A 25,124-nucleotide genomic window follows, 5' to 3' on the forward strand; every position below is an offset into this window, starting at 1 on the left:
GCAGCACGCAATTTACTGACCGCAGAGGCGGTCAGCATGCTGCTGCGTCTTGCCATTCGATTACTTTGAGATAATTGCGCAGCCGGTTCAGCTCGAGCGACGCCAGCAAGGGGTTCTCGTGGAACGGGGCGACCCGCTCCGCGATTGCGCCACTCCACGGGGCATCGCTGTCGAACAGGACGCCCAGCCCAAATACCGCAGGAATGCGCGCGAATGCCAGCACGCGCCCGGTCTTGCCGACGTCGGCTATGAAGTCCTCGACCGCCGTCAGGACGCCGTTTCTCGGCCCGCCGGATACGCTTGCCATCGCCCATGCCTGCTCGCCGCGAAATCCCTGGCCCGGTACCAGCGCAACCCGATCCAGCATGGCTCCAGCGCCGAATTCGTGGGGATGACGAAAGGCCTTTGGAATGCGCCTGGGCGCATAATACATGTCACGTCGGGCCGTCGGCCAACTGACATCGTGCAGGAATGTCAGCAGGGGTTTGCCATCGCGTTGGCACAGGGCGTCGGCAGCCAGCAGTTCATTGTAGACCGTGAAGTAATTATGGTCCCCGTCGATAAGCCAGGCATCGACATTGGAAAGAGTATCGATCACTTCCAGACTGGGCGCGGCGACGTGAGTCACAAACGCAGACTGTGCCGCCCATTCGACGAATTCAGGTGCCGGTGCCGGGTCGATGCTGGTCAGGTGGCCATCGACGTCGGCAACGAAGTCTGCGAGCATATGGGACATGCCGCCAAACTCTGCGCCAATTTCGACGATCCGTCGTGCACCCGACAATTTCAGGCTGCCGAGGATCAGATCGGAAAATTCGGTCATGGAATGGATCAGAAGGTTGCTCATCGCGGGGAATCTCCGGATATGCCGAACAGGGCGGCCTGATTGATTGTCGCTGGCGTCGGAATCGTTTCACGCATGACGATGGGACGAAAAACCACCGCCAGCATCATGGCACGCGCGTCGCGTCGGGCCGGTGGAGGGATCATCATGAAAGCGGCCTTGTCCTCGCAACGGAAGAGATGCGGCCCAGCCTGCTCCATGCCCTCAAGCGTAGGGACGGCGGCGACTTCCTCTGCTCCCGCGCGCTGTCTGTCGCTCAGGAAACGGTCGACGGGCATGAAGACGACGCTCTCGACTTGCAGCCACTCGTAAAGTTGCCCGAATTGCAACCCGATGGAGTATCGGCAGTCACTGATCGGGATCGGCGCGACGAAGTATCCATCGTGCGTCGGGGTGGCCGTGATTGTGGCGGTATCGACCTTTCGTCCATCGGCGATCAGGACCGGAAGCGTGATTGTCTGGTCTATAAAGTCCGCATATTTCAACGCCAGGCCAAAGCGCTTATGGGCCATCAGCGTGAGCTTTACGGCCAGTCCTTCACCCTGAAGCTCTGCAGGCAAGTACATTCTTTCGGCGCCGCGCATATAGAATAGCCCGCGCTGCCGAAGGCCGCGCCGCGCAATATCGCGATCGAACAGCGGTACGACTTCATCGACACCCAGATTGACGTCATGTTGAAATTGCTCAAGTGCGGCGAGTTCTTCGGGCATGGGCAGGAACATCAATCGTGCCAGCGCGGCAACGGACGAGCTGCGAACGGCGGTCATGTCGATGGCTCGTTCGGGGCGGACGATCGCCGTTCTGGCTTCACGCGCGTAACGCACGGTGCCACGCTGGATCACATCGCGTGTAGCACTTTGCGCACCTTTGATGGAACTGGCGGCCCTGATCGGCTGCCCGTCGTCAGTATAGTCGATTACCGAACCTTGGGATGCCGTACAAATCTGCTCAAGGACCGCAACATTCCCGCACAGGGCTTCCAATGTGTTCATGTCGTAGTGACGCCGGTCGATAAATCCGCGCTTGTCGAAACCGGGCAGGTCATGTTCCCGCAACAGCAGATAGCGTCCTGCTATATCGACGCCCAGCATTGCACGGAGCGGTGCTTCGATCTGGTTCTGAACCGTCCCGTTATAACCCAGATCGACCAGCATCAGCGTGTCACCGGCCTCGGGCGCAATTGTCGCCCGGAGATAGACGCCTAGCCGCTTTCCAAAGGCGCGCGTGCGTTTCAATATCTTGGCCATGCGCTGCGCGTTACGGATCGCTCGCACCAGCGCGCTATGCGCGCCCTGCGCCGGCAGCGTACGGAGCAGCACGGCGATCTCAGCCGGTTCGAACAATAGCTGCGTCAGGATTGCGTGGGGAGAGGTGCCTGCTTCCGCGTCAAGATATCGCAGAACATCCTCTTCCGTTTTAAGCGAGGCTGCGGTCGCGGTGAAGCGGCTTATTTCCGTTGCATGGGTTGCGGTGTCCTGCGCTACGGCATCGTAAACGAGACGCGGCAAATGGCCATCGCGCATCAGGAACAGGATATGGACTTTGCCGCCGCACGTTTGACGCAGCGTGGCAGCCTCCTGCCCAATCCATTGCGCAAAACCCCAGAGCACCGGCCCTATCGTCGTATAGCCCAGCAGTTCGGCGGGGTTATGAACTTGCGGCTCGCCAAGAGCAATCGCTGCACGGTGCGGCTGACAGTTCAAATTGGGGGTCGCTGCCCCCGAATGGATCATTTCACTGGTGGCAGCTTCCAGCCGCAATCGTTGTTCAACGGCGGGACTGAACTGCCTGAAATGCAGGGCTTGTACGCCGGCCTTTTGCCCCGCGACCAGATCGGCAGCGCGGTTGTCGCCGATGTGCAGGATGGTATCGCATCGCACACCCAGTTTCTTCACGACTTTACCGATCAGGCCTTCGCCCTTCGACACGCCATGTTCGGAGGAGCAGAAGATCCGGTCGATCAGCGCCCGCACCTCGTCCCCTGCAGCAGCAGCGATCAGCGCGCCGAGTTCCGTACTGTTCAGATAGGTGTCGCTGATGATGATCACCATCAGCCCGCGTGCCCGTGCCGCCTGCATGAGCTTGATGACGGGCATGAATCCGAAACAGTGGTTTGCCTCTGCATTAAGCTCCTGCTCGACCATCGCTGCGCGCTCACGCGACGTGGCATTGGGAGCAAGTTCGGCATAAATATCTGAAAGAGCGACCTCATTGTTATGGGTGCGCAGCGCAGATGCGATGCGCGCGCGCTGCTCTGCCAATTGGCGCTGCAACTGACTGGGGCCGTCCAGCGCGGAGAAAATGTCGCGTGGAGCGTGCGTGTCCCGCCACAGGAGTGTATCGAAGCAGTCGAGCGAAAGAATCTTCACGTCGGGCCGTGCATCGAGCGCTGTTGGCAGGTCGCAAGCCAGGATCGTGTCGTTCATGCGGGTGTCCTTCAGATATCGGTGCGCTGGGCAATGCGCTGGTCTCTCCCATTATAGGACGATTATGGGATTGTGCGTTCGCCGTTTTCGATGCGGGATCGTCTAAAATAGGAGTTCAGCCAAGAGGAACGCCTATGTCACTCAATGCCTATCAACGTGTTCGCAGCATCGTCGAAACGCCCCGCCAAGCGGAGCGCCGACTGATGTGCGAGATCACCGGAGAAATGATCCATGCGCGTGAAGCCGGCCACGTTCGGGGGGCTCTGATGCCTTCGTTGCATCGCAACCGGGAATTGTGGAGTACCTTCTCGGCCGTGTGTGGAAGCGCGGGCAACGAACTGCCCATGCCTTTGCGCGCGAGCATCATTTCGCTCGCCCTGTGGGTCGATCAGTTCACAAGCGATGTCGCCGCAGGGCGGGAGTCGATTGACGATCTTATCTCGGTCAATCGCGATATTATCGAGGGACTGACCGGTAGCGGCATCCCCGATTGAGGCGGCGCGCGCACCAGCGTGCTGCCGCAGTCAATGGCAAGATCTGCCCGATACAACTACTGCAGGACGTCTCCTGACGTGTCATCCCCCATCCTGGGAGCCGAAAATGCATCTGACTAGACAAGGGCCGCCCACATTTGGCCTCGCGATGCCTCAAAAACTGTCTCGAACTTCTCCATTGGAAACTTCCACATGATCGTTGTTCGTCGACCGCTCATAATCGCGATCTCCGATCCGGGGTTACGCAGTGTTCTGGCCGCTCTACTTACGATGGCGGGAGAAACACCGATATCGACGGTCGATCACCTCGATCCGGCGTTGGGAGCAGAATTGCGCGAGATTGCCATCCTGGTCATCGACGAGCCGCTGATCTCTGCGACGCCGCCGGAATGGACGGAGACGCTTCGAAACCAGTGCTGGACCGGCTCTCTCGTCATTGTAGCGGATCGCCTGCTGCGTCCCAGCGAGCCGGAAGACGGGATCATGTTGGTGCAGCGAAGCCAGGCCGCCTATGCAATACCGCCGATTATTTCGCGTTGGCAGGGGCAAGCGCTGTGATCACGCAATCGGAATAAGCCCCGCTGCAAAAGCGATCCGTAGTGCTTCGGAAAGGCTGCGAACGCCCAGCTTGTTCATCATGTTGGCACGGTGGATTTCCACTGTGCGGGGGCTTATGTCCAGATCGGCGGCGATCAGCTTGTTGGCACGGCCCTCTACCAACCTGATCAACACATCCTGCTCGCGTTGCGTCAGACTGGCGATGCTCTTCTTGGCGCGCTCAATGGCCGAACCTTTATGATGGTCTTGTTCGATTATCGTGAAAACTCTTTCGATGGTTCGCAAGAGCAATGCCGGTTCGCACGGCTTTTCAAGAAAATCCAGGGCGCGCAGTTTCATGGCCTCAACGGCGATGGATATGGCACCCTGTCCGGTCAGCATAATGGCCCCGAACTTTTGTGGGCAATCGGCAATGGCGCGCAGGACGTCCAGTCCGCTCATTCCCGGCATATTATAGTCAAGCAGGATGCAGCCCGGTTCGAAACGGTCCATTTCGGCTACGAAATCGTTTCCAGTTCTAAAAGAAAAGACCATAAGATTTGTTTGCGTGGATAGCAGACCTTGTAGCCCGGCCCGCACCGATTTGTCGTCATCAACAATATAGATATTGCGCGTTACCATTTAAATTCCGTTTACTAGGTTTTCGCGCTGGGCAGAGTGAAGCGGAACGTCGCCCCACCCTCCGGTCGGTTGGCTGCAGTAAGTGTACCCCCGTGCGCCATAATTATGCGACGTGAAATCGATAATCCTAACCCCATTCCCTTGTCACCCTTGGTCGACGCAAACGGAACATACAACCGGTCCATGATTTCGGGCTTGATGCCCGAGCCGGTATCGGAGACGCTAAATTCCACCATGTCGGCTTCTAAGCGTTTCGTGCCGATCGTCAGAATGCGTCCATCGCGGGGGCATTCGCTGAGCTCTTCCATCGCATTGCGGAGAAGATTGATGAACACCTGTCGTATCTGCGCGCAGTTGGCCAGCACGCATTTTGCCATGGGATCGAGATCGGACAATAATTGTATGTCCAAGTGTCCCGCCTCCAGAAACGTCGCGGCTATCGCATCGTCCAGCAGTTCCGACACGGATACGATATGCGTTTCCAGATCTTTGCTTTCGGCCAGTCCCATTCTGCGGATGATTTCACTGGCTCTCAGGGCTTGCTCCTTGGCCATCTGGACGAGCGCTATTCCTCGCTCATGGTTCATATCGTCATGCGGAAGCAGCTCGAACGCGCCAAGGAGATAGACGAGAGCGGCCAAAGGCTGGTTCAATTCATGCGCTAGCTCAGCCGCCATTTCGTTCATCCCGTATCGAGGCGAGCCGTCAGGTAGCTCGGTATGCACCGTGGCTACGTGCTCGTGCTCAATGGCCCAGTTTGAAATTTCATGCGATAAACCAAAAAGGTTTTGCGGCGTCCCGGACTCGATATTGCCTGTTTTCGATTTGGCTTGAGCTTTCCTGTCATCGCACTGCCATACGCAAGCCGCGGAAGGGCAGTCGGCAAGGAAAGCCTCCCTTATCGGCAGATAGTCATATCTTTGAAAATCGCTCCTGCCTTTCTCGTCCGGGATCGTCGAACCGGGCGAAGCTATTTCCAGGGCGGGTCGAAAAGCACCGAATTGCCTACGCAATTTTCTCCAGCATTGACCGGATGTAGAACCATTATGGCGGTATTCCGGCTGACGTTCGGTGGCGACCGCAACTGCCGACCATAGAAATGCAAAGAGTACCGCACAGCTCCCCCACGCCGCAATCATGGGCACAATCCCGTGCGGCATAAAACCTCTGCTGTACAGTAGGATGTCTGCCATACTCATCAGGCCAGCCGCCCATGCGAGGGGCGAATTGCTTGGCCAAACAATGTCGTGGGGCAGGCTGTAAATCGGCTGAAAAATCCACGCACCATAATATTACCACACAATCAAACGCTCAATATTTTTTGATATTTATCAATGAACCGTCCAATATAAAGTAGGTATTTAGACATATAGGATTTTGCACTTATATTCCCTATTGTACGGTCTTACGATTTGATCGTCCGCGCGCTGTAATGCTGCGCTGCAACCTTCGACATTGTCGTGGTCTTCGATACAGTTACCCACGCATGTGGCTTCCCCGGAGAGTCCGGGCATGATCAAGGTAGTCCCGGTCTTTGGCCCTATTTTGATCGATTTTTATCTCAACCTTGGCGGTCGGCGGAATCCCAAAGCGATCGATACCGTTCCCACCGCGCATCTTCCAATGGCCTAATAAATTTTGCGCAGGACGTCGGTCAGGAGGATTTTTTCCTAGAATGGTTGATGCCCACGTTTGGCAAAGCTCAGTTCGTGAAAGAAACGGATGATGATGAAATGGTACTGTGAAGTCGCTCCTATACGGCAAAAGCTGTTTATTACCTTCTGCGTTATGACAGCGATGGTCGCTCTGGCTGCAATAAGCGGCAGTTTCGCGACATGGTTCGGCGGTCTGACCATCGGGTTAGTGGTGGGGATGGTGCTGGTTGCCGCAACGGCAATCATCGGCGCATGGTTCCGTAAAGCGATCGCAGATCCCTATGTGACGACTGTGGTTCGCATGGAAGGTCTGGCGAACGGCGATTTGAGCAGTGCCATTGAGTTTACAGACAATAGCGATTGCGTCGGTCGGCTGACCAAGGCGATGTTCACATTCCGTGATGCTGCCGTGACGCAAATCGATCGAGCGGCTGAGCAAAGGGAAGTCGTCGATACATTATCGACGCATCTGGAGGAACTGTCCGCAGGTGACCTCATGGCAGCGATCGAAACTGACTTTCCTTTCGAATATGCGACGCTCAAGACCAATTTCAATGCAGCTCTGGACAACCTGCGCGCATTGATCAGCTCCGTCAGCGAAAGTGCATCCACCATCGGCACGGGCTCCAGCGAAATCGCGCATGCATCCGAAGATCTGGCGCGGCGTACCGAAAGCAATGCCGCTAGCCTGGAAGAAACGTCGGCTGCCGTCACGCAGATGGATGGCCGCCTGCAGGCGACTGCCGCAGCAGCGATGAGCACGGTCAGTCGTGCCAATCAGGCGATAGAGACGGTCGGTAGCGGTCGATCGATCGCTGCAGAGGCCGTTCAGTCCATGGGCCGGGTGTCGGAAAGCGCCAAGGGAATCGACAATGTGATCGAAGGACTGGACAAGATCGCTTTCCAGACCCGCGTGCTTGCGATGAATGCTGCAGTTGAAGCAGGTCGGGCAGGCGATGCCGGACGTGGCTTTGCCGTCGTGGCCGATCTCGTCAGTGCGCTCGCTATGCGCGCTGAGGAAGAAGCCAAGCGTGCGCGCGATCAGTTGACAGCCACGCAGACGGAAATCGTTATTGCCGTCAAGGCTGTGCAAAAAGTCGATGGGGCCCTCGAAGGCATTTCGAGCGACGTTGGGCAAGTGCACGAACTGTTGGCGACGATCGCTTCGGACAATCAGGCCCAGTCGGTGGCTGTCACGCAAATTTCCGCAGCAATTCGGACGATGGACCAATCGACGCAGCAAAATGCGGCCATGGTCGAGGAAACGTCTGCCGCAGCCCGCAATCTCAACGGCGAGGTGAGCATGCTCACCGATGCTGCAGGTAAGTTCAACATTCACGATTCGGGCGTGCGCAGCAAGGTGCGCCGGGCGTTCGGTAGCGGCGATCATTCGCCTGGCGCTGCAGGTACGGCCCGACCGCTTCCTGCGTCCGCTATTACTGCGCTCGTCCGGGCCGACTAGCTTTGGGCGGGAGTGGGGGCTGTACGGTTTGCGGCCCCCTGTAAGTTCATTATCGGCGCTATAAAAAATAATAACAGGGCTTCGGCCGGAGAACATCATGTCCATTGATCAGGTTAAATCGCGCCTCGCCTTCATGGAAATCGACGAGAGGCAGCAGGCGACGATTGCATCTGTTCGGCCCCTGGTAAAATCGCTCATAGGTCGGGCGCTCGATCGCTTTTATGCACGCGCCAGTATGCAGGCGGAGACGGCGCGACACTTCCGCGATCCAAAGCACATGGCATCTGCCAAGGTGAAGCAGGAAGCGCACTGGATGTCTATCGCCAGCGGTCGCTTCGACGAGAGTTTCTACACGAGCGTCCGTCGGATCGGGACAGTTCACGCCCGTATAGGTCTGGAACCCCGCTGGTACATCGGCGCATATGCGCTGGTGCTGGAAGATCTCATCGCCGGCATCGGGCGGCATTATCGGCCTTGGCGGCGGGCGTTGTCGCTGTTTCGGATGCCGAGCGCCACGCAGGCGAGCATAGCCATCGTCAAGGCAGCGTTACTCGACATGGAATTGTCGGTCTCGATATATTTTGAGGAAGCGCAGATCGAACGCAATGCTGCGATTTCGGCGACAGCCCATGCGCTCGATGCGCTGGCACAGGGAGACCTGACGACAGACCTGACCGGGTTGCCAGCCAACTTCCTGGCGTTGGAACAGAGTTACAATAAGGCCCTGGGGCAGTTGCGCGGATTGATCGGCGTCGTTTCGGAAAGTGCCGATGCCATAGGTACGGGGTCAGACGAGATCGCGCATGCGTCGGAAGATCTTGCCCGCCGGACCGAGAGTAATGCTGCCTCGCTGGAGGAAGCGGCTGCGGCCATCGCACAGATCGACGAACGGCTCAGGGCTTCGGTAACGGCCGCAGAGGTAACGGTGGAACGTGCCGATGAAGCAAGGGGCATGGTTGGAAGCGGTCGAGCGATAGCGGATGAAGCCGTGCAGGCGATGGGACGGGTGGCGGAAAGCGCAAAAGGCATTGATGACGTCATTGAAGGTCTGGACAAGATTGCGTTCCAGACGCGGGTGCTTGCGATGAATGCCGCTGTCGAGGCCGGTCGAGCGGGCGATGCAGGAAGAGGCTTCGCAGTCGTGGCCGATCTTGTTTCGGCATTGGCCATGCGCGCCGAGGAAGAGGCGAAGCGCGCCCGCGATCAGCTTACGGTTACGCAGGCCGAAATCGTGGTCGCCGTTGACGCCGTTCAAAAGGTGGATAGTTCGTTCTCCGGGATTTCGGACGGTGTAAGTCACGTCCATGAATCGGTCGGCAGCATGGCCTCTGGAAACCATGCCCAAGCTTCTGCCATTGCAGAGATCGCCGCCACTATTACCATGATCGACCAGTCTACCCAGCAAAACGCAGCGATGGTCGAGCAGACTTCGGCGGCAGCGCGAAATCTGGCGAGCGAGGTCGTCAATCTTACAAATCAGTCCGCGCAATTCAAAACCACGACCAAGCCTATTGCCCACCGGGTGCCGCAAAAGAAAACCCGCACCCCGACACAGCAAACTGGCGGTGCAAGACCGCGGAGTGTTGTTTCGGCCAAGCCATTGCGCGCTGCTGCGGTTCCCGCGTCGATGTCCGACGATGATGCCTGGCAATCATTTTAAGGCAAAAAGGTCCGTCCACCCCCGGCAGTGAGCGCCCGACCGTACACTGCCGGGATGTCGAGAACAGCAAGAGAAAGAACATAGTCATCAAAGCAAATAGATAGCTTGGGTCGGGCCAGGGGCCGGAGATTTCCTACAATAGAAGACATCGGCGACCGTCAACCGACGCGGCCGTTCATTGCAGGCAGTTCAGGTATCTTCAGGGAAGAGACTGTGTTTCACGACTTTAAAACATGGCTGTGTTTGTCGAACGATCCGGGGATCATCATTGCGCAATATGACGCAATGCGTCGCCAGATGCCGATGCTCTTCGCTTTGCTTATCATCAATGCTGCGGCTGTCACATATATCCACTATCTCTGGGCACCCCAATGGCTGACGGTCGGTATTACCGCTTGCCTCATTTCAATCGTTGCCGTCCGTCTTCTTGCATGGACAGTATTTGCCGAAGCAACCGCTAAGATCACGCCGGAGCGAGCGCGGAAGTTATTGCAAAGGTCGATAGTATCCGCGACGGCGTTCTCGCTCGCGTTCCTGACATGGGCTATGCTGCTGGATCAATATGGCGGTCAGCTTGAGCATGCACATATCGCAGTGTTTACCGCGATAACGGTGATCGGTTGCACATTTTGCCTGATGCATCTCCCCCAGGCGGCATTGCTCGTGAATGTCACCATAATGGTGCCGCTGCTGATTTATTACCTGTGCCGTGGCAACCCGATTTTCATCGCGATAGGATTCAATATAGCGTTGGTCAGTGCGGTTATGACCCGTGTTCTGTTGAACACCTATGCTGCATTTACCACGCAGATTCTGTCGCAGGCCAGTCTGGCTTTGCAACAGGTAGCGACCGAGCGACTGGGGGAGGACAATGCCCGGCTTGCCTTGATCGACATGCTGACGGGCTTGCCCAATCGGCGTTACTTCTTCAGCCGTCTGGACGAAATGCTGCAGGAATGCGCTGTAACCGGAGAGCGGTTTGCGGTCGGTATATTCGATCTCGATCGCTTCAAACCGGTGAACGATATGTATGGCCATGTGATGGGCGATCGGTTGCTCGCCGATGTGGGAAGGCGATTGGCCGGCCAGGTCGGCGAGGGTATCCTGATCGCGCGGCTGGGGGGCGACGAGTTCGGCGCGCTTATTTCCACCTATGGCGACCGTGCCTTTGCCACAGGCCAACATATCTGCGCATTGTTGTCCGAGCCGTTCGATATTGATGACAACCGCCTGTCACTAGGCTGTTCGGGTGGAATCGCGATCTATCCGGATGCTGGCACCGATGCGAATGAGCTGATCGATCGCGCGGATTATGCTCTCTATAATGTGAAGTCCGCGCACCGGGGGGGATGCGCCCTGTTCTCGGCGGACCATGAAACGCGCATCCGGTCCGAACGTGCGATGGAAGCGGCGTTACAGACGGCAGATCTCGATGCGGAACTGCATGTCGAGTTTCAGCCGATCATGTGTCTGTCGACATTGACCATCCTGGGAGTGGAGGCACTGGGTCGCTGGACCAGTCCGCTCATCGGCGAGGTTCCGCCGGATCGCTTCATCGCCGTGGCGGAACGGGTGGGGATGATGCACCCCATCACGATCAAGCTGTTTCGAAAGGCCCTGCGCAGCTTTGTCGCGATGCCGAGAAATATCGGTCTTTCGTTCAATCTTTCGGCGCAGGACATCGTTTCTTCAGAATTGATTGCGCTGCTTATGGCGGCGATTGAGGAAGAAGGGGTTGACCCGTCCAGGGTCACCTTCGAATTGACCGAGACGGCATTGATGTGTGATTTCGATGCTGCTGTTTCAGGTATCCGGCGGTTACGCAGCATCGGCATCGCCATCGCGCTGGACGATTTCGGCACGGGCTATTCCAGCCTCAGTTCACTCAATCGCTTGCCGCTGGACGAGGTGAAGATCGACCGCAGCTTTGTCGACGGCCTTGGTGAAAAGGCTGGACGCAATATTGTGGGCGCTATTCTGGGTCTGTGCCGCACACTTGAGATCGACTGTATCATCGAAGGTATCGAAACGGAATTGCAGCATTCGCAAGCGAACGAACTTGGGTTTGACTTGGCCCAGGGGTATTTGTTCGCGACGCCGATGACGATGCCGTCTCTGTTGCTCTGGCTGGAGGAGCGCGGCTGGCAGGAAGGGTTCAGTTTCCCTCGCCCGCGTCACATGCTGACCAACAGGGGCAGATCGATAGCACGCATACGACCTGTCTGAATTTCACGCTCGTTCGTAGACGGTGCAGGCAGCCGCCAACGATCGACGATAGCTATTGCTCGCCGCTGCACCGATGTTCTTGTGGATCTCATCGAAAGATATCCCGCGGATATAAGGCCAATAATCGGGCTATCCGCCGCGAGACCCCGGAACGGCGAGGCCTCACGGCAATGAGCCTCGAACCCCTAAAACACGGCCTTCGCGTCGCCGCCCATCATCTGCGCACGAACCAGCGGGATCGGCGGGCCGCCAAAGCTTAGGAAGCCGTCGTGGAACTGCTTCCATGCGTCGCGACCGCCCTTATCCTTGATCCAGTCCTCGCGCAGCTTGCGGATCATCAGCTTGCCCATCGTGTAGTTAAGATAGGCTGGATCGTAAGTTCCACGTGCCGCCTGCTGCCGCGCATTGCCTTCGTCCTGATAGCATTGCTCGACGAACATCTTGCGCGACTGCTCTTGCGTCATCCCGCGCGCGTGCAGGCCGATAGCCGAAAGATAACGGCAGTTACGTAGCAGCGCATTGCTGAGTTGACCGATATGCGTTTCCGGGTTGCCGTTATCGAGGCCCGCGTCCCACATCATTTCTTCGGTATAATGCGCCCAGCCTTCCGCGAAAGCATAGCCCACGAACACCTTGCCGAACGTAAATTTGGAGCGGTTGGCATGAAGGAAATTCAGGAAATGCCCCGGCCACACCTCATGGACGGAGGTAAACAGCAAATCCTTTTCGCCGGGAATATAACCATCCTGCACCGCCTTCGACCAGCTCGGGTCGGGCGGCGAGATGTAGTAGACTGACGGCAGGCCTTTTTCATACGGTCCGGGGATGTCGATATAGGCGCTGTTCTGGCGGTTATAGGGCGGCGATTCCTCGACCTGCGCTTCTTCCGTACCGGGGATCGAGACGAGATCCTTTTCAAGAATGAAGGCTTTCAGTCCCGGCAACTGCTTGCGTGCTGCCGCGACGACGCCGCCTTCGGGCTTTTTCGCATTCATCTTGGCAAAGCAGGCTGCGATCGTCCCACCAGGAAGATACTGCGCGCAGGCGGCTTTCAGCGCATCCTGATTGCGCTTCATGTCCGCTTGACCGATGCGTTCCAGCTCGTCGAGCGGGGTATCGACCATTTCCGTCGCCTGCACCATCCGCGCGAACCGCTCGGGGCCGAGGGCGAAGTTCTGCGTCGCCTTTGGCCGCCCGCTTTCGATCCACGTCGCAAGATCGCGCATAGCGACGGATGCGGCATCAGCGGCCTCATCGAATTCCTTTTGTAGCGCTGCGTCCTTCACCGATGCGAAAGCGGCTTTCGCGTCGCCCTTGTAATAGTCCGCAAGCCCGCCGAAGCCTGCCTTGCCATAATCGATGAAGCTGAGCGGCATCGGCATTTTCAGATTGGCTTTGATTTGTGCAGCGGCGGTCGGCACATTCTTGGCAAAGGCAATGAACGCTTTCATCCGTGTCGGTGCGTCGGCATAGGGTCGCGCGATATAGACATTGGGGTCCAGCCCGCCGCCGATATAATAGGCTGGATTGTTGTGCGGCTGATCCGCATCCGTGAGCCAGAACAGCTTGCCTCGTGCGACGGCGAGCAGATAGTCTCGCTCGAACAATTGCTCCTTCGACAGTTTGCGCGCGGCAAAGCCTTCCGCTTTGGCGATGCTGTCCTGCAGGAAAGCCGCCTGTGCCTTTAGCCCCGCTTCGCTCCAGTCGGGCAGCTTCCCATCGAACTCATGCCGCCCCTGATACACTGCGAAATAAGGATCCTGCTTGAAATAGCCTTCCAGAAACGCCGCACTGAATTTCGCCCAGTCGGCATTGTCGGCACCTGCATCGGTGACAGTAACCGTCTGCTGATTGGCAGGCGCTTCGGAACAGGCGGACAGGGAAAGCGAAAGAGCGGAAGCAGCAAGCAAGGCAGTGACATGCAGTCGGCGTATCAAATGAAGTCTCCCGGAACGGATCATGATTCGGTGTATTACAGCACCATGCCACATTATTGCACTGACGGAAGAACTGTCGATTTGTACGAAGCGATGAAAGCAGCGCTCCTGTCACTGAAAAAATATACGGTGTTGCCGCAACCTGACTACACGGCCTAGAGCCACAGAAATGACCGCGCTCGCCATCGACCATCCGTTGCGTTTCTCCAGCTTCCGCGCCTATTTGCTTGGGCGTGTATGTGCCGTGCTGGCGCAATACGGCATGATGATCGTGCTGGGGTGGCAGGCGTACAACATCGCGCGTGAAACGATGGGCACGCAGGCCGCAGCCGCGCAGCTTGGATTGATCGGGCTTGCGCAATTCGTGCCGCTGTTCCTGCTGACCCCCGTTACCGGCTGGGTCGCCGATCACTACGACCGACGGATGATCGTGCGCGGTACGCTGTTGCTGTTGACGGCCGCCGCAAGCCTCCTCAGCTTTGCGACATATGAAGGGTGGGTCACGCTGCCACTCATCCTGCTGATTGCTGTGATGGTTGGCATTGCGCGTGCGTTCAATGGTCCGGCCTTCGGCGCGCTGGCACCCAATCTGGTGCCAAAGGCTACTCTGCCGCGTGCCATCGCTCTGTCCAGTGTTGCATGGCAATCGGGGATGATTGTCGGTCCGGCGGTGGGAGGATATGCTTTTGCCGCTGCGCCGTGGGGCGCTTATGGGTTAAGCGCGATGTTGTATGCCGTGGCGCTGCTATGCCTGTTGACCATCGGTCCGGTCCCACAGGCTGCGCGCAATACCACGCGCCACCCGATCCGACAGATGGTCGACGGCCTGAGCTATGTGAGACAGAACCGGTTCCTGTTCGCGACGATCACGCTCGATCTCTTCGCGGTGTTGCTCGCGGGGGCGACGGCTCTCCTGCCTATCTACGCACGCGACATATTGCATGTGGGGTCCAAGGGTCTGGGACATCTGGCTGCGGCACCGGCGGTCGGGGCGGGGCTAACGGCCCTGTGGTTCTCCTTCCGCCCGATGCAAAAGGAGGTCGGCATGAAGATGCTGATCGCCGTCATCGTGTTCGGGCTGGCGACTATTGTCTTCGGTCTCACGGCCTTTTTACCGCGCGACATCGCTGTCGAGGTTGCACTGGCGGCCTTGGTGGTGCTTGGCATTTCGGACATGGTGTCAGTCTATGTCCGATCCTCGCTGATCCAGTTGCATACGCCTGATGAGATGCGCGGTCGCGTGGGCAGTGTGTCGCAACTGACGATCTCCGCATCCAATGAATTGGGCGAAGCGGAGTCCGGTTTTCTCGCCGCGCTGGTCGGTCCGGTAACGGCAGTTATCGCAGGCGGCATCGGCGCGATCGTCATAACGCTTGCATGGTCGAAGTTATTCCCCGAAATTCGCCTTGCGCGCAGCTTCGACCCACCCGACATACGGCCGAGCGAAACAGCCCGAGACCCCCTGGTTACAGACGTCAAGGAGACGACATCATGAAGGCATCCAGCATTTTGGAGACCATCGGCAACACCCCGCATATCCGCGTGAGCCGTTTGTTCCCCGACGCAGAAGTATGGATCAAGTCGGAACGGTCGAACCCCGGCGGTTCGATCAAGGATCGCATCGCGCTGGCCATGATCGAAGCGGCGGAGGCTTCGGGCGATCTTAAACCCGGCGGCACCATCATCGAACCGACATCGGGCAACACCGGCGTTGGCCTTGCGATGGTCGCGGCGGTCAAGGGGTACAAGCTGGTGCTCGTCATGCCCGAAAGCATGTCGATCGAGCGTCGCCGCCTGATGCTGGCTTATGGCGCAAGCTTCGACCTGACGCCGCGTGAAAAGGGCATGAAGGGCGCCATCGAGCGCGCGCTGGAACTGATCGACAAGACGCCCGGCGCATGGATGCCGCAGCAGTTCGAAAACGCCGCCAATATCGACGTGCACGTGCGCACCACCTCGCAGGAAATACTGGCGGACTTCGCCGATACGCCTCTGGATGCGATCATCACGGGCGTCGGCACCGGCGGGCATATCACCGGCGTGGCACAGGTGCTGAAAGCGGCCTGGCCTAGCCTCAAGGTGTTTGCCGTGGAGCCGACCCTGTCGCCCGTCATCAGCGGCGGCCAGCCGGGACCGCACCCCATTCAGGGGATCGGCGCGGGCTTCATCCCCACCAACCTGCACACGCAATTGCTGGATGGCGTGATTCAGGTCGATCCGGCCATCGCCAAGGATTTCGCACGCCGTGCCGCTACCGTCGAGGGGATGCTCGTGGGCATATCCTCCGGCGCGACGCTCGCCGCAATTGCGCAGAAGCTGCCGGACCTGCCTGCAGGCGCAAAGGTGCTTGGCTTCAACTACGACACGGGCGAGCGCTATCTGTCGGTGCCCGACTTCCTGCCGGAATAAGCGGGTCTGCGGCGACGCATCATGCGTGAGGATATCAGGAACTGGATAAGCGCGGCGGGCGCATTGCTGGTGTTTGCCGGTTTGCCCGCCGCTGTCGCGCGCTTCGATTCCGCGCGCGTCGCTGCCGATGCGTCGGCGGCGGGAAATTATCGCAGCATCGCGCTGCGTCCGCCATCGCCTCCGCCTCGCGTCGAACCCCTTGTCGTGCTTGCGGTCGAACGTAATGAAGCGCGCGACATCAACGCACGCGTGCCGTTTTCCACGCTACCCAATCCGCCTGCGAGGCCATTCGCTTTCGCAGGCGCGCCGGATTCGCTGGCCCGCGCCATAGATTGTTTGGCGGCGGCGCAATATTATGAAGCGGGCGACGATACGACCGGGCAAAAGGCCGTGGCGCAAGTCGTGCTCAATCGCCTGCGCCATCCCGCCTTCCCAAAGACAGTATGCGGCGTCGTGTTTCAGGGCGCAGAACGGCGTACCGGATGCCAGTTCACCTTCACCTGCGACGGCGCGCTGGTGAACCGAACGCCCCCGGCTGCAGCATGGGAGCGGGCGCGGGACGTGGCACGCGCGGCGCTTTCAGGTGCCGTCTATCCCAAGGTCGGCTATGCGACGCATTACCATACCGACTGGGTCGTGCCGTACTGGAGCAGCAGCCTCAATAAGATTGCTGCTGTGCAAACCCATCTGTTCTTCCGCTGGGCAGGCTGGTGGGGAACGCCCCCGGCTTTTCAACGGACCGTGAGCACGACCGAGCCGATCATCCCACAGATTGCCCGTTTTTCACCCGCACACCAATCGACGGTCGGGATACTTGGACTTCCATCCAATACGCCAGGATTGGCTGCTCCCGCTGTGCTGGCCGCTGCGCCTGCCCGTGCGATTGGCGCGGATATGCTGGGCAAGCAGGTGGGCGGAGCTAAGCTCATCGCCTTTGCGCCGGGGATCAATGCCTTTATCCTGCTGCTGGACGCCAAAACGCCGGACAGCTATCCTGCCGTATCGAGTGCGTTCTGTGCCGGGCGCCCCCGCTGCCGCATTCTTGCGTGGAACGATTCAGCCGTTGCGCCACAGGGCTTCCCACTCCCGGAAAGCGCATTGTCCAGCATGGCCTTCAGCTACATGCATGATGCTGCGGGCGGATTTCAACGCGCCTTGTGGAACTGCATCCGCATTCCCAGGGCGACGAAAGCGGAATGCATGCGTCTGCGAGACCCCGCTGCCGCTGCGCCCCCACAGCCCCCGCAACCTGCGATAAAAGCCAAACCTCCGGAAACCGTGGTGATCAGGCCAATGGAAGGCAACGCAACCCAACCGCAATAACTCAACGCGGGTTCGATCTTTAGTGTTCTTCGCCTCCGCACAGCACCCGCCCTGCGCCGCTGTGCGTGACCTTGCATGCCGCCTTGCCCAGCACTGCGACGTCGCCCGATCCAAATGCGCTGATGTCCGCTGTACCCGATGCGGTTAGCGACAAGGTGCCGGTGCCTTCGTTCACCAGCTTTGCATCGCGCGCGATCAGGCCTTCCGCCATCAATGCGCCGGGGCCGGACACGCGCATCTCGGCGCGTCCCGCCGTGCCGGTCAGCGTCACTCGCCCACCGCCGGACAGCAACACGGTCACATCGTCCAGGGCGATCTTGCCGACCGTGATGTCGCCGCCGCCGCCCAACACGATCTCGCCGCGCTGACCCCGCATCCGGTCCACGGTCAGCGATCCGCCGCCAGACAGCGTCACCCGGCGTAGGTCATCGGTCGACAGCTTCAGGCTGACGGGTCCACCGCCGCCTTTCGTGCCCGATTGTCGCGCTTTCATCCGGATGACGAGCAAATTGCCCGACACGCGCATATCGACGCGATCCAGTGCGTCGCGGTCGCCATCGCCTTTGGCGGTAACGCCGGTGCCCGTCGTCACCGTCACGCGGATCGGCGCTTCCACCCTGATGCTGTCGAATCGCGTGATCGTGTATCCCTGCGTTGCGGCAAATGCTGGCGTGGCAGCCATAAGCAGGGGCAGGGCAATGGCAATGTGCTTCATACCGGCGTTAAAGCCCATGCGGGCCGCTCGATCAATGGTGACGTTGGCGTCGCATCAAGCCGTGCAACGCGCTTCGCCCGATCCCATCGCCTTGATTTTACACTGCGCCTTGCCGCGCACGTCCGCATTGCCCGATCCCATGATGCTCACATTGACCGGACCATCGGACGCCAGCTTGACGTTGCCCGAACCCAATATGTCGATCTCGGCTTTGCCCGCTTTCAGCGCGCCAGCATTGATACCGCCCGATCCGGTGGCAGACAGCGTTGCGGAATCGGCAGTCCCTCCAATATTCAGATCGCCCGATCCCGTGGTGTCGACCTTCAGCATCCCCACCTTTGCTTTGCCCAGATCGATATTCCCCGATCCGGTCAGGGACAAGGCGAGCCTTTCGCCGTTCACCGTGTCGACCTTCATATTGCCCGATCCGGTCAGCGATGCGGCGGCCATTGCGGGCATGGTTACGCGGACCGTCGCGCCTTCGTCGTCATTGCTCCACATGATGCCGATCCGGCTTTTCCGACCGACATATAAAGTCCCGTTCTTGACGCCGATCTCCAGCCTTTCCAGCACTTTCGCATCGCCTTCGACCGTCACCTTGTACGCGGGGCCGACGGTCACGATGACGTCGTCCGGGCCAGTCGCTTCCACGCTTGCGAAATCGCGCAGGCTGGACAGATCGCCATTGCCCGCCACAGCACCCGGAATGCTGCTGCTCGGATTGCTGATCGAACAGGCTGTCAGGGCCAGCACGGACGCTGCCAACGCAGCAGAAAGAATGGGGGACTTAGGCATCGTCGGCTCCTGCAACTGTATTGCCGTTATAATACACAAGGTGACATTTGGTTGTAAAGGCAAAATCGCCATGGCGTTGCGCCTCAACGGAAAAGGGCGCCCCAAACGGGACGCCCTTTGCAGTATCGCTAAAGCCGTAAAAGCCTCAGTCGACCTTTTCCTTGTTATACTTCGGTGCAGCCTCGTTGAGGATGAACAGAATTTTCTTGAGCGCGCCGGGTTCATCCGTTTCTTCCATCGCCGCGAGTTCGCGGGCGAGGCGGCTGGACGCCGCTTCGAAGATCTGGCGTTCGGAATAGCTCTGCTCGGGCTGATCGTCCGCGCGGAACAGATCGCGCGTCACTTCGGCGATCGACACCAGGTCGCCCGAATTGATCTTCGCTTCATATTCCTGCGCACGGCGCGACCACATGGTCCGCTTGACCTTGGGCTTGCCCTTGAGGGTATCCATGGCTTCTTCCAGCGTCTTGTTGGAGGACAGCTTGCGCATCCCCACGCCTTCGGCCTTGTTGGTGGGAACGCGCAAAGTCATGCGTTCCTTTTCAAAGCGCAAAACATACAGTTCCAGGTCCATGCCTGCGATCTGCTCTTTCTGCAGCTCTATTACACGGCCAACGCCATGCTTGGGGTAAACAACGTAATCACCGACGTCAAAGGACAGCGCTTTGGCAGCCATTTGGAACCTTTCCATCACAACTGGGAGAAACCGGTGTTGCGTCACCGCATGCAAAAAGGGGGCCTACATGCGGCATTATCCGCAACGTCACCGAAAAATCATGGGACGATTTTACTCCACACGGACGCGAAGGCGCCCGCTGCTCCGTATCATGTAGCAGATTCGTAATAAAATTACCACCCCACGCATCATGTGCATGAGGAAGAGGTTGGTAATGTCGATATGTCGCCGCGAAATCAGTCGCCTGCGCCGGGCTCCGGAGAGAAATATTTGTCGAACTTGCCGTCTTCGCCCTTATGGTCGTCGGCATCCGCCGGCGCATCGCCCTTGGTCGTGATGTTCGGCCATTCGGCGGAAAACTTGGTGTTCAGCTCCAGCCATTTCTCCAGACCGTTTTCGGTATCGGGCAGGATGGCTTCGGCGGGGCATTCAGGCTCGCACACACCACAGTCGATGCATTCGCTGGGATTGATGACCAACATGTTCTCGCCTTCGTAGAAACAATCCACGGGGCATACTTCGACGCAGTCCATATATTTGCAGCGAATGCATGCGTCGGTCACGACATAGGTCATTTGGGGGGCCTTTTCCTGGGTCCAGTGTCGTCCTGCTATTCCGGCCCTTCGCCTGCGTCAATATGAATGGCGACGATAGCGCGCAGCTTTGTATCAGCCCCCCACAACAATTTCTTCGTAACAGGCCTGTGCTTCGGGCACCGGTCCGCGACGAAAGGGCACGGCGCTCACGCGCACCACGCGCACCGCTTCTCCAAATGGAAAGGTTATCAGGTCGCCGGGCCGGACGGGTGCATGGGCGCGTTCTATCCGGCGCCCGTTCAGCCTCACATATCCGGTTTCGGCAAGTTTCTGGGCACTGGTGCGACTGCTGGCCAGCCGGACGAACCACAGATATTTGTCGATGCGCAGCGTCGGGCTGGACGCTGCTGTCGTTACTGCCCGCTCAGCCATTGCGCCCCAGCAAGTCGGCGAGACCGGCGAAAGCCGACCCTGCCGATGGGGAAGGCGCAGGCGCCGCCGCGGGCTTCTCCGCCGGGCGCGGTCCGTCCTTCCTGCCGTGCGGTCGGGGGCGCGCAGGCCGCTCGGCGGGGCGTGCCTTTTGCCGCCCACGAAACACCCAGTTCGGCCCGCTCTCTACGGCTTCGATCTGCCGAAACCCGGCCGCGCGCATCAGTTCGAGGAAAGCCGGTTCCAGCAAGCCCAGCGAAACGATCCGCGGATCGAGCGCAACGAACGGCTCGCCCTTCGCAATGGTCTCATGCGCGGCGCGGGCCATGCGCTCGGCCATGTCGATCCGCAGATGCTGCGCACCGAACCCCCGGAACCCGGCAATGCGCGCGCCTTCGATGGTATCCGCACCTTCCAGCGCCAGCAGCGTCGCGCCTGCAGGGGGCAGGGGCAGCATCGGCTTTCCAGTGCGCGCCGACATCAAAGCCATCCGCCACAATGCCGCGCCGGGTTTGAGCAGGCCGGGATGGAAAATATCCAGCACACCCACGGTAATGCCGGACTTGCGCAGCGTGTATCGCTGTTCCTTGTCCAGATGCGCGAGGGCCGGGTCTATATCGATGCGGTCGCTCACCCCGCCTGCATCGGCCAGTTGCGCAAACACCGCTCGGATGACGGGCGGCACGGCGGGATCTATTGCCGCCGCCGCCATTTTGACGAGCGGCAGGACGTTGCGCTCCTGCTGCGCCGTCATCCACGTCGCCAATCGCTCTGCGATTCGCTTGTGCATGTCCGGTCCCAGATCGGTCAGCGCGCGGTCCAGCCGAATCTCCGGCGCAATGAACGTCGCCCCCTTGTGCAAGGTCGCGATCTCGATACCGTCCCAGCATATCGTCGGCATCCCCGTCGGGCCGGGGGTAAGCACCAATGCAGCATCGGGTGCCGCCAGTAATTCATCGGCTTTCACGCGCAATATCGCCCCAAGTCGTTTCTCCGCGGCTGCCAGCAACATGCGCCGGTTTTCACCACGTGCAAGGGGATCGACCGAGAAACGGAATCCGTCAAGTCGTCCTATCGCTTCGCCATCGACACTGACTGATCCATCTTGATCCACATCGACGGGCAATAGCGCCATATTCTGCCCCATATCGCGCAACAGCACCGCGGTACGCCTGTCGACAAAGCGTTGGGTCAGTGCGGCGTGCAGAGCGTCCGAGAGCTTTTCCTCCAGTGCGCGCGTCCGTTCCGCCATTTCGGCGGGATATTCCAGCCAGTCGGGTCGATGCGCGATATAGGACCATGTCCGTGCTGCCGCGATCCGCCCCGATAACGTGGCGATATCGCCCTGCACGGTGTCGAGCCGCGCGATATGCTGCGCGAACCAGTCGCGCGGGATATAGCCCTGACCTTCCGACAGGAACCGCCACAGGCGCGACACCATCCGTGCGTGATGATCCGCGCCCAGTTTCTGGAAATCGGGCAAGCCGCAAGCCGACCAGAGGCGTTTCACCTGCTGGCGGTTGCGCGCGCGTTCGATGACCAGCGGATCGTCGGCCATCCGCTTGAGCACCGTGAGGTCGACGGCTTCCGGCGCGGCGCGCAACTGCGGTTTGTCGGGGCGCGCCTCCAGATCGGATATCAATATGTCGAGCGTGTCGCAACGCGGCGCACCATCGCGCCAGTACAGGAAATCGAGCGGCGGAAACCGATGGGCTTCGATCGCTTCGATTTCCTCGGGCGTGAACGACGCATCGCCCCCTTCGCCGCCCAGCGACCCGAATGTCCCATCGCGATGATGCCGCCCCGCGCGCCCCGCGATTTGCGCCATCTCGGTGATCGAGAGCCTGCGTGTCCGATGCCCGTCGAACTTGCGCAACGAAGCAAAGGCGACATGCGCCACGTCGAGATTGAGGCCCATGCCAATGGCGTCGGTCGCCACCAGATAGTCGACCTGACCCTCCATGAACATCTTGACCTGCGCATTGCGCGTGCTGGGACTGAGCGCGCCCATCACCACTGCTGCGCCACCGCTGAACCGCCGCAGCATCTCGGCGACGGCATATACTTCCTCAGCGGAGAAGGCGACGATGGCGGATCGCTTGGGCAGGCGCGACAGCTTCTTCGCTCCCGCATAACTCAGGGTCGAAAAGCGCGGCCGGCTGATGATGTCCACGTCCGGCACCAGTTTGCGCACCAGCGGCGCGACGGTCGCCGAGCCCAGGATCATCGTTTCTTCCCGTCCGCGCGCCCTTAGCAGGCGGTCGGTGAACACATGCCCGCGCTCCGGGTCAGCGCCCAGTTGCGCCTCGTCCAGCGCAACGAAGGCGTAATCCCCATCGACCGGCATCGACTCGGCAGTGCACAGGAAATAGCGCGCCTTGGGCGGGCAGATTTTCTCTTCGCCAGTGATCAGCGCGACGCTCTCGCGCCCCTTGATCGCCACCACCCGATCATAGACTTCGCGCGCCAGCAGACGCAGCGGAAAACCCATCATCCCGCTGGAATGCCCGCACAATCTTTCGACGGCCAGATGGGTTTTGCCAGTGTTCGTCGGGCCAAGCACGGCGGTAACGGCGGATCGTGCGAACTGGACCATGGCCGTATGTCGGGCAAGGACCGGGCCGACGCAAGGGGGGATGCGTGCATAGTGCGCTCGCGGATTATGTTCCCGCCCATTTGGATCATTGGACGGCGCTAAGGCACCGTTCGCCGCAGAAAGCGGTTTGACGTCCATCCGTTAAATTGACTTTAACCTTATGTGTTCACAAGCGTAATCCTAATGCCGTGGCGCGGGGGCTGTGGCAGGAATATGGTCCGGGGGGTTGCCGGTTTTGTTTCAGAAGAATGAGTTCGGGACTGCCCAGGGTGGCGCTGCGCCATCCTTGTGGCTGGCTGGCGCGATTGCCAATCCCGGCCTTCCTGTCGACACCCGCGATTGGCGCGCCCGCCTGAAGGATTGGGCGGAAGACGTCGAACTCGTCCCCGATCTGGGCCAGCGCGTCGGTAGCCTGACATGGTTCCGCGGCCTCGCGACCTGCACGGCGCTATGTGCGTCCGCCATCGCTCTGTCCCCCGGTTTCAATCCTATTCCCGGCACGAGCGAACCCGTCATGGATGCGCGGCAATTCGATGAAGTGCGCAGCCAGATGATCACGCCGCTTGCGCTCGGCGCGGACAGCGGACGCCATATGGGCGCGACCGACGCCGTATCCTCGCTCAAGGAAACGCCTGAACGCCCGCAAGTCGAACTCACCGCACAGATCGGCAATGGCGACAGCTTCGCCCGCGCCTTGTCGCGCGCAGGGGTCAGCAGCGCCGATGCGGGGCGGGTTATCGGTCTCACCGGTCTCGATCTGCGCGGCGATGCGCTGAAGCCTGGCACCCGTCTGGACATCGTTCTGGGTCGCCGCATCAGCCGTTCGGTGCCCCGTCCGCTCGAAAGCCTTTCCTTCCGTGCCCGGCTCGATCTTGCGATTGACGTGACGCGCCTGAATGGCACGTTGCAGGCCAAGCGCATTCCCATCCGCGTCGATGACACGCCCTTGCGCATTCAGGGGACGGTTGGCGAAAGCCTCTATCGCTCCGCCCGCGCGGCCGGTGCACCGCCCAAGGCTGTCCAGTCGTTTCTGCGTACCTTGATGCAGCAGATTTCGATCGGCTCCATCGGCGCCAACGATCGCTACGACATTATCGTCGCCCATCGCCGCGCCGAAACCGGCGACGTGGAAGTCGGCGACTTGCTCTACGCCGGCCTGAAACGGGCGCGGGGCAAGGATATCGACATGCTCAAATGGACCACCGGCGGTCGCACCGAATGGTTCGAGGCATCGGGCGTCGGCGAACGTCGCGGCGTATTGGCGCAACCGGTATCGGGACGCATGACATCGGGATACGGTATGCGCCGTCACCCGATCCTCGGCTTTACCCGGATGCACGCAGGTATCGACTTTGCCGCCGCCTATGGCTCTCCGATCTACGCGGCGACCGACGGCGTGGTCGCCTTTGCCGGGCGTCATGGCGGCCATGGCAATTATGTGAAGCTCTCGCATGGCGGCGGTCTGGCCACGGGCTATGCGCATATGAGCCGGATCGCGGCCTATCCCGGTCAGCGCGTCCGGCGCGGTCAGGTGATCGGCTATGTCGGGTCCAGCGGCCTTTCGACTGGCCCGCATCTCCACTACGAACTCTATCGCAATGGCCAGACGGTAAATCCGTCCTCGGTCAGCTTCACTACCACGTCGCAACTGGCGGGTCGCGATCTGGCCGCGTTCCGCGCGCGCCTTGCTGCGCTCAAGTCGATCAGAGTCGGGGCAGCAGTTCAGACCGCGCAAGTCGCCGGGACAGCCAGGGGCAAATAA

The 25,124-nt window shown here is 59.7% G+C and carries 20 protein-coding genes; 9 read left to right on the forward strand and 11 right to left on the reverse strand.

What is annotated here, in order from left to right:
- Positions 1 to 31: 31 nt before the first annotated feature.
- A complete protein-coding gene (locus LQ220_RS19355) occupies positions 32 to 847 on the reverse strand; it encodes a class I SAM-dependent methyltransferase (protein ID WP_230189785.1) in 816 nt (271 codons plus the stop codon).
- Complete coding sequence (locus LQ220_RS19360; RefSeq protein WP_230189786.1) at positions 844 to 3,270, reverse strand: HAD family hydrolase; 2,427 nt, start codon at positions 3,268 to 3,270, stop codon at positions 844 to 846. The genes LQ220_RS19355 and LQ220_RS19360 overlap by 4 nt, the downstream gene beginning before the upstream one ends.
- Positions 3,271 to 3,404: 134 nt before the next feature.
- Between LQ220_RS19360 and LQ220_RS19365 the strand changes: the two genes are divergently transcribed.
- Together LQ220_RS19365 and LQ220_RS19370 are read left to right on the forward strand one after the other, a co-directional pair.
- Complete coding sequence (locus LQ220_RS19365; protein WP_230189787.1) at positions 3,405 to 3,764, forward strand: flagellar biosynthesis regulator FlaF; 360 nt, start codon at positions 3,405 to 3,407, stop codon at positions 3,762 to 3,764.
- A gap of 192 nt (positions 3,765 to 3,956) precedes the next feature.
- The gene (locus LQ220_RS19370) at positions 3,957 to 4,322 is read left to right on the forward strand and encodes a hypothetical protein (protein WP_230189788.1); all 366 of its coding nucleotides are present in this window, start codon (positions 3,957 to 3,959) and stop codon (positions 4,320 to 4,322) included.
- Here LQ220_RS19370 and LQ220_RS19375 read toward each other — a convergent pair whose 3' ends face one another.
- Together LQ220_RS19375 and LQ220_RS19380 are read right to left on the reverse strand one after the other, a co-directional pair.
- Positions 4,323 to 4,943, reverse strand: a complete 621-nt coding sequence (locus tag LQ220_RS19375) for a response regulator (protein WP_230189789.1) — start codon at positions 4,941 to 4,943, stop codon at positions 4,323 to 4,325.
- Between the two features lie 14 nt (positions 4,944 to 4,957).
- Positions 4,958 to 6,142, reverse strand: coding sequence for a HAMP domain-containing sensor histidine kinase (locus tag LQ220_RS19380; protein WP_230189790.1), 1,185 nt, complete (start codon positions 6,140 to 6,142; stop codon positions 4,958 to 4,960).
- A 598-nt stretch (positions 6,143 to 6,740) separates the two neighbouring features.
- Here LQ220_RS19380 and LQ220_RS19385 point away from each other — a divergent pair.
- From LQ220_RS19385 to LQ220_RS19395, 3 genes are all read left to right on the forward strand, one after another.
- A complete protein-coding gene (locus LQ220_RS19385; protein WP_354958219.1) occupies positions 6,741 to 8,060 on the forward strand; it encodes a methyl-accepting chemotaxis protein in 1,320 nt (439 codons plus the stop codon).
- Positions 8,061 to 8,157: 97 nt separating this feature from the next.
- On the forward strand, positions 8,158 to 9,720 hold the full coding sequence (locus LQ220_RS19390) for a protoglobin domain-containing protein (RefSeq protein WP_230189791.1): 1,563 nt from the start codon (positions 8,158 to 8,160) through the stop codon (positions 9,718 to 9,720).
- A 213-nt stretch (positions 9,721 to 9,933) separates the two neighbouring features.
- Positions 9,934 to 11,946, forward strand: coding sequence for an EAL domain-containing protein (locus tag LQ220_RS19395; protein ID WP_230189792.1), 2,013 nt, complete (start codon positions 9,934 to 9,936; stop codon positions 11,944 to 11,946).
- 185 nt (positions 11,947 to 12,131) lie between these two features.
- On the opposite strand, the gene LQ220_RS19400 is transcribed toward LQ220_RS19395, so the two are convergent.
- On the reverse strand, positions 12,132 to 13,883 hold the full coding sequence (locus LQ220_RS19400) for a DUF885 domain-containing protein (protein ID WP_230189793.1): 1,752 nt from the start codon (positions 13,881 to 13,883) through the stop codon (positions 12,132 to 12,134).
- Between the two features lie 169 nt (positions 13,884 to 14,052).
- Here LQ220_RS19400 and LQ220_RS19405 point away from each other — a divergent pair, with 169 nt between their 5' ends.
- From LQ220_RS19405 to LQ220_RS19415, 3 genes are read left to right on the forward strand one after another with little or no spacing between them, the layout of a single operon-like run.
- A complete protein-coding gene (locus LQ220_RS19405; protein WP_230189794.1) occupies positions 14,053 to 15,378 on the forward strand; it encodes an MFS transporter in 1,326 nt (441 codons plus the stop codon).
- Positions 15,375 to 16,292 (forward strand): cysteine synthase A, encoded by a 918-nt coding sequence (gene cysK, locus LQ220_RS19410; protein ID WP_230189795.1) that lies wholly within the window; start codon positions 15,375 to 15,377, stop codon positions 16,290 to 16,292. Before LQ220_RS19405 ends, cysK begins: the two co-directional genes overlap by 4 nt.
- A gap of 21 nt (positions 16,293 to 16,313) precedes the next feature.
- Positions 16,314 to 17,615, forward strand: a complete 1,302-nt coding sequence (locus tag LQ220_RS19415) for a cell wall hydrolase (protein ID WP_230189796.1) — start codon at positions 16,314 to 16,316, stop codon at positions 17,613 to 17,615.
- 19 nt (positions 17,616 to 17,634) lie between these two features.
- Here the strand turns inward: LQ220_RS19415 and LQ220_RS19420 are convergent, their stop codons facing one another.
- The 6 genes from LQ220_RS19420 to LQ220_RS19445 all read right to left on the reverse strand — a co-directional run bounded on the left by LQ220_RS19420 (position 17,635) and on the right by LQ220_RS19445 (position 23,362).
- Complete coding sequence (locus LQ220_RS19420; RefSeq protein WP_230189797.1) at positions 17,635 to 18,348, reverse strand: head GIN domain-containing protein; 714 nt, start codon at positions 18,346 to 18,348, stop codon at positions 17,635 to 17,637.
- Positions 18,349 to 18,384: 36 nt separating this feature from the next.
- Positions 18,385 to 19,125: a head GIN domain-containing protein gene (locus LQ220_RS19425; protein WP_230189798.1), complete on the reverse strand. Its 741-nt coding sequence runs from the start codon at positions 19,123 to 19,125 to the stop codon at positions 18,385 to 18,387.
- Between the two features lie 145 nt (positions 19,126 to 19,270).
- Complete coding sequence (locus LQ220_RS19430) at positions 19,271 to 19,801, reverse strand: CarD family transcriptional regulator (RefSeq protein WP_230189799.1); 531 nt, start codon at positions 19,799 to 19,801, stop codon at positions 19,271 to 19,273.
- A 236-nt stretch (positions 19,802 to 20,037) separates the two neighbouring features.
- Positions 20,038 to 20,376: a ferredoxin FdxA gene (gene fdxA, locus LQ220_RS19435; protein ID WP_230189800.1), complete on the reverse strand. Its 339-nt coding sequence runs from the start codon at positions 20,374 to 20,376 to the stop codon at positions 20,038 to 20,040.
- A gap of 93 nt (positions 20,377 to 20,469) precedes the next feature.
- Positions 20,470 to 20,769 carry a S4 domain-containing protein gene (locus tag LQ220_RS19440; RefSeq protein WP_230189801.1) on the reverse strand — a complete coding sequence of 100 codons (300 nt, stop codon included), beginning with the start codon at positions 20,767 to 20,769 and terminating at the stop codon, positions 20,470 to 20,472.
- Positions 20,762 to 23,362, reverse strand: coding sequence for a helicase-related protein (locus LQ220_RS19445; protein ID WP_230189802.1), 2,601 nt, complete (start codon positions 23,360 to 23,362; stop codon positions 20,762 to 20,764). The genes LQ220_RS19440 and LQ220_RS19445 overlap by 8 nt, the downstream gene beginning before the upstream one ends.
- 235 nt (positions 23,363 to 23,597) lie before the next feature.
- Here LQ220_RS19445 and LQ220_RS19450 point away from each other — a divergent pair, with 235 nt between their 5' ends.
- Positions 23,598 to 25,124, forward strand: a complete 1,527-nt coding sequence (locus LQ220_RS19450) for a M23 family metallopeptidase (protein ID WP_230189803.1) — start codon at positions 23,598 to 23,600, stop codon at positions 25,122 to 25,124.

It is taken from the genome of Sphingobium sp. CECT 9361, assembly GCF_918741285.1.
Classification (GTDB): Bacteria; Pseudomonadota; Alphaproteobacteria; order Sphingomonadales; family Sphingomonadaceae; genus Sphingobium.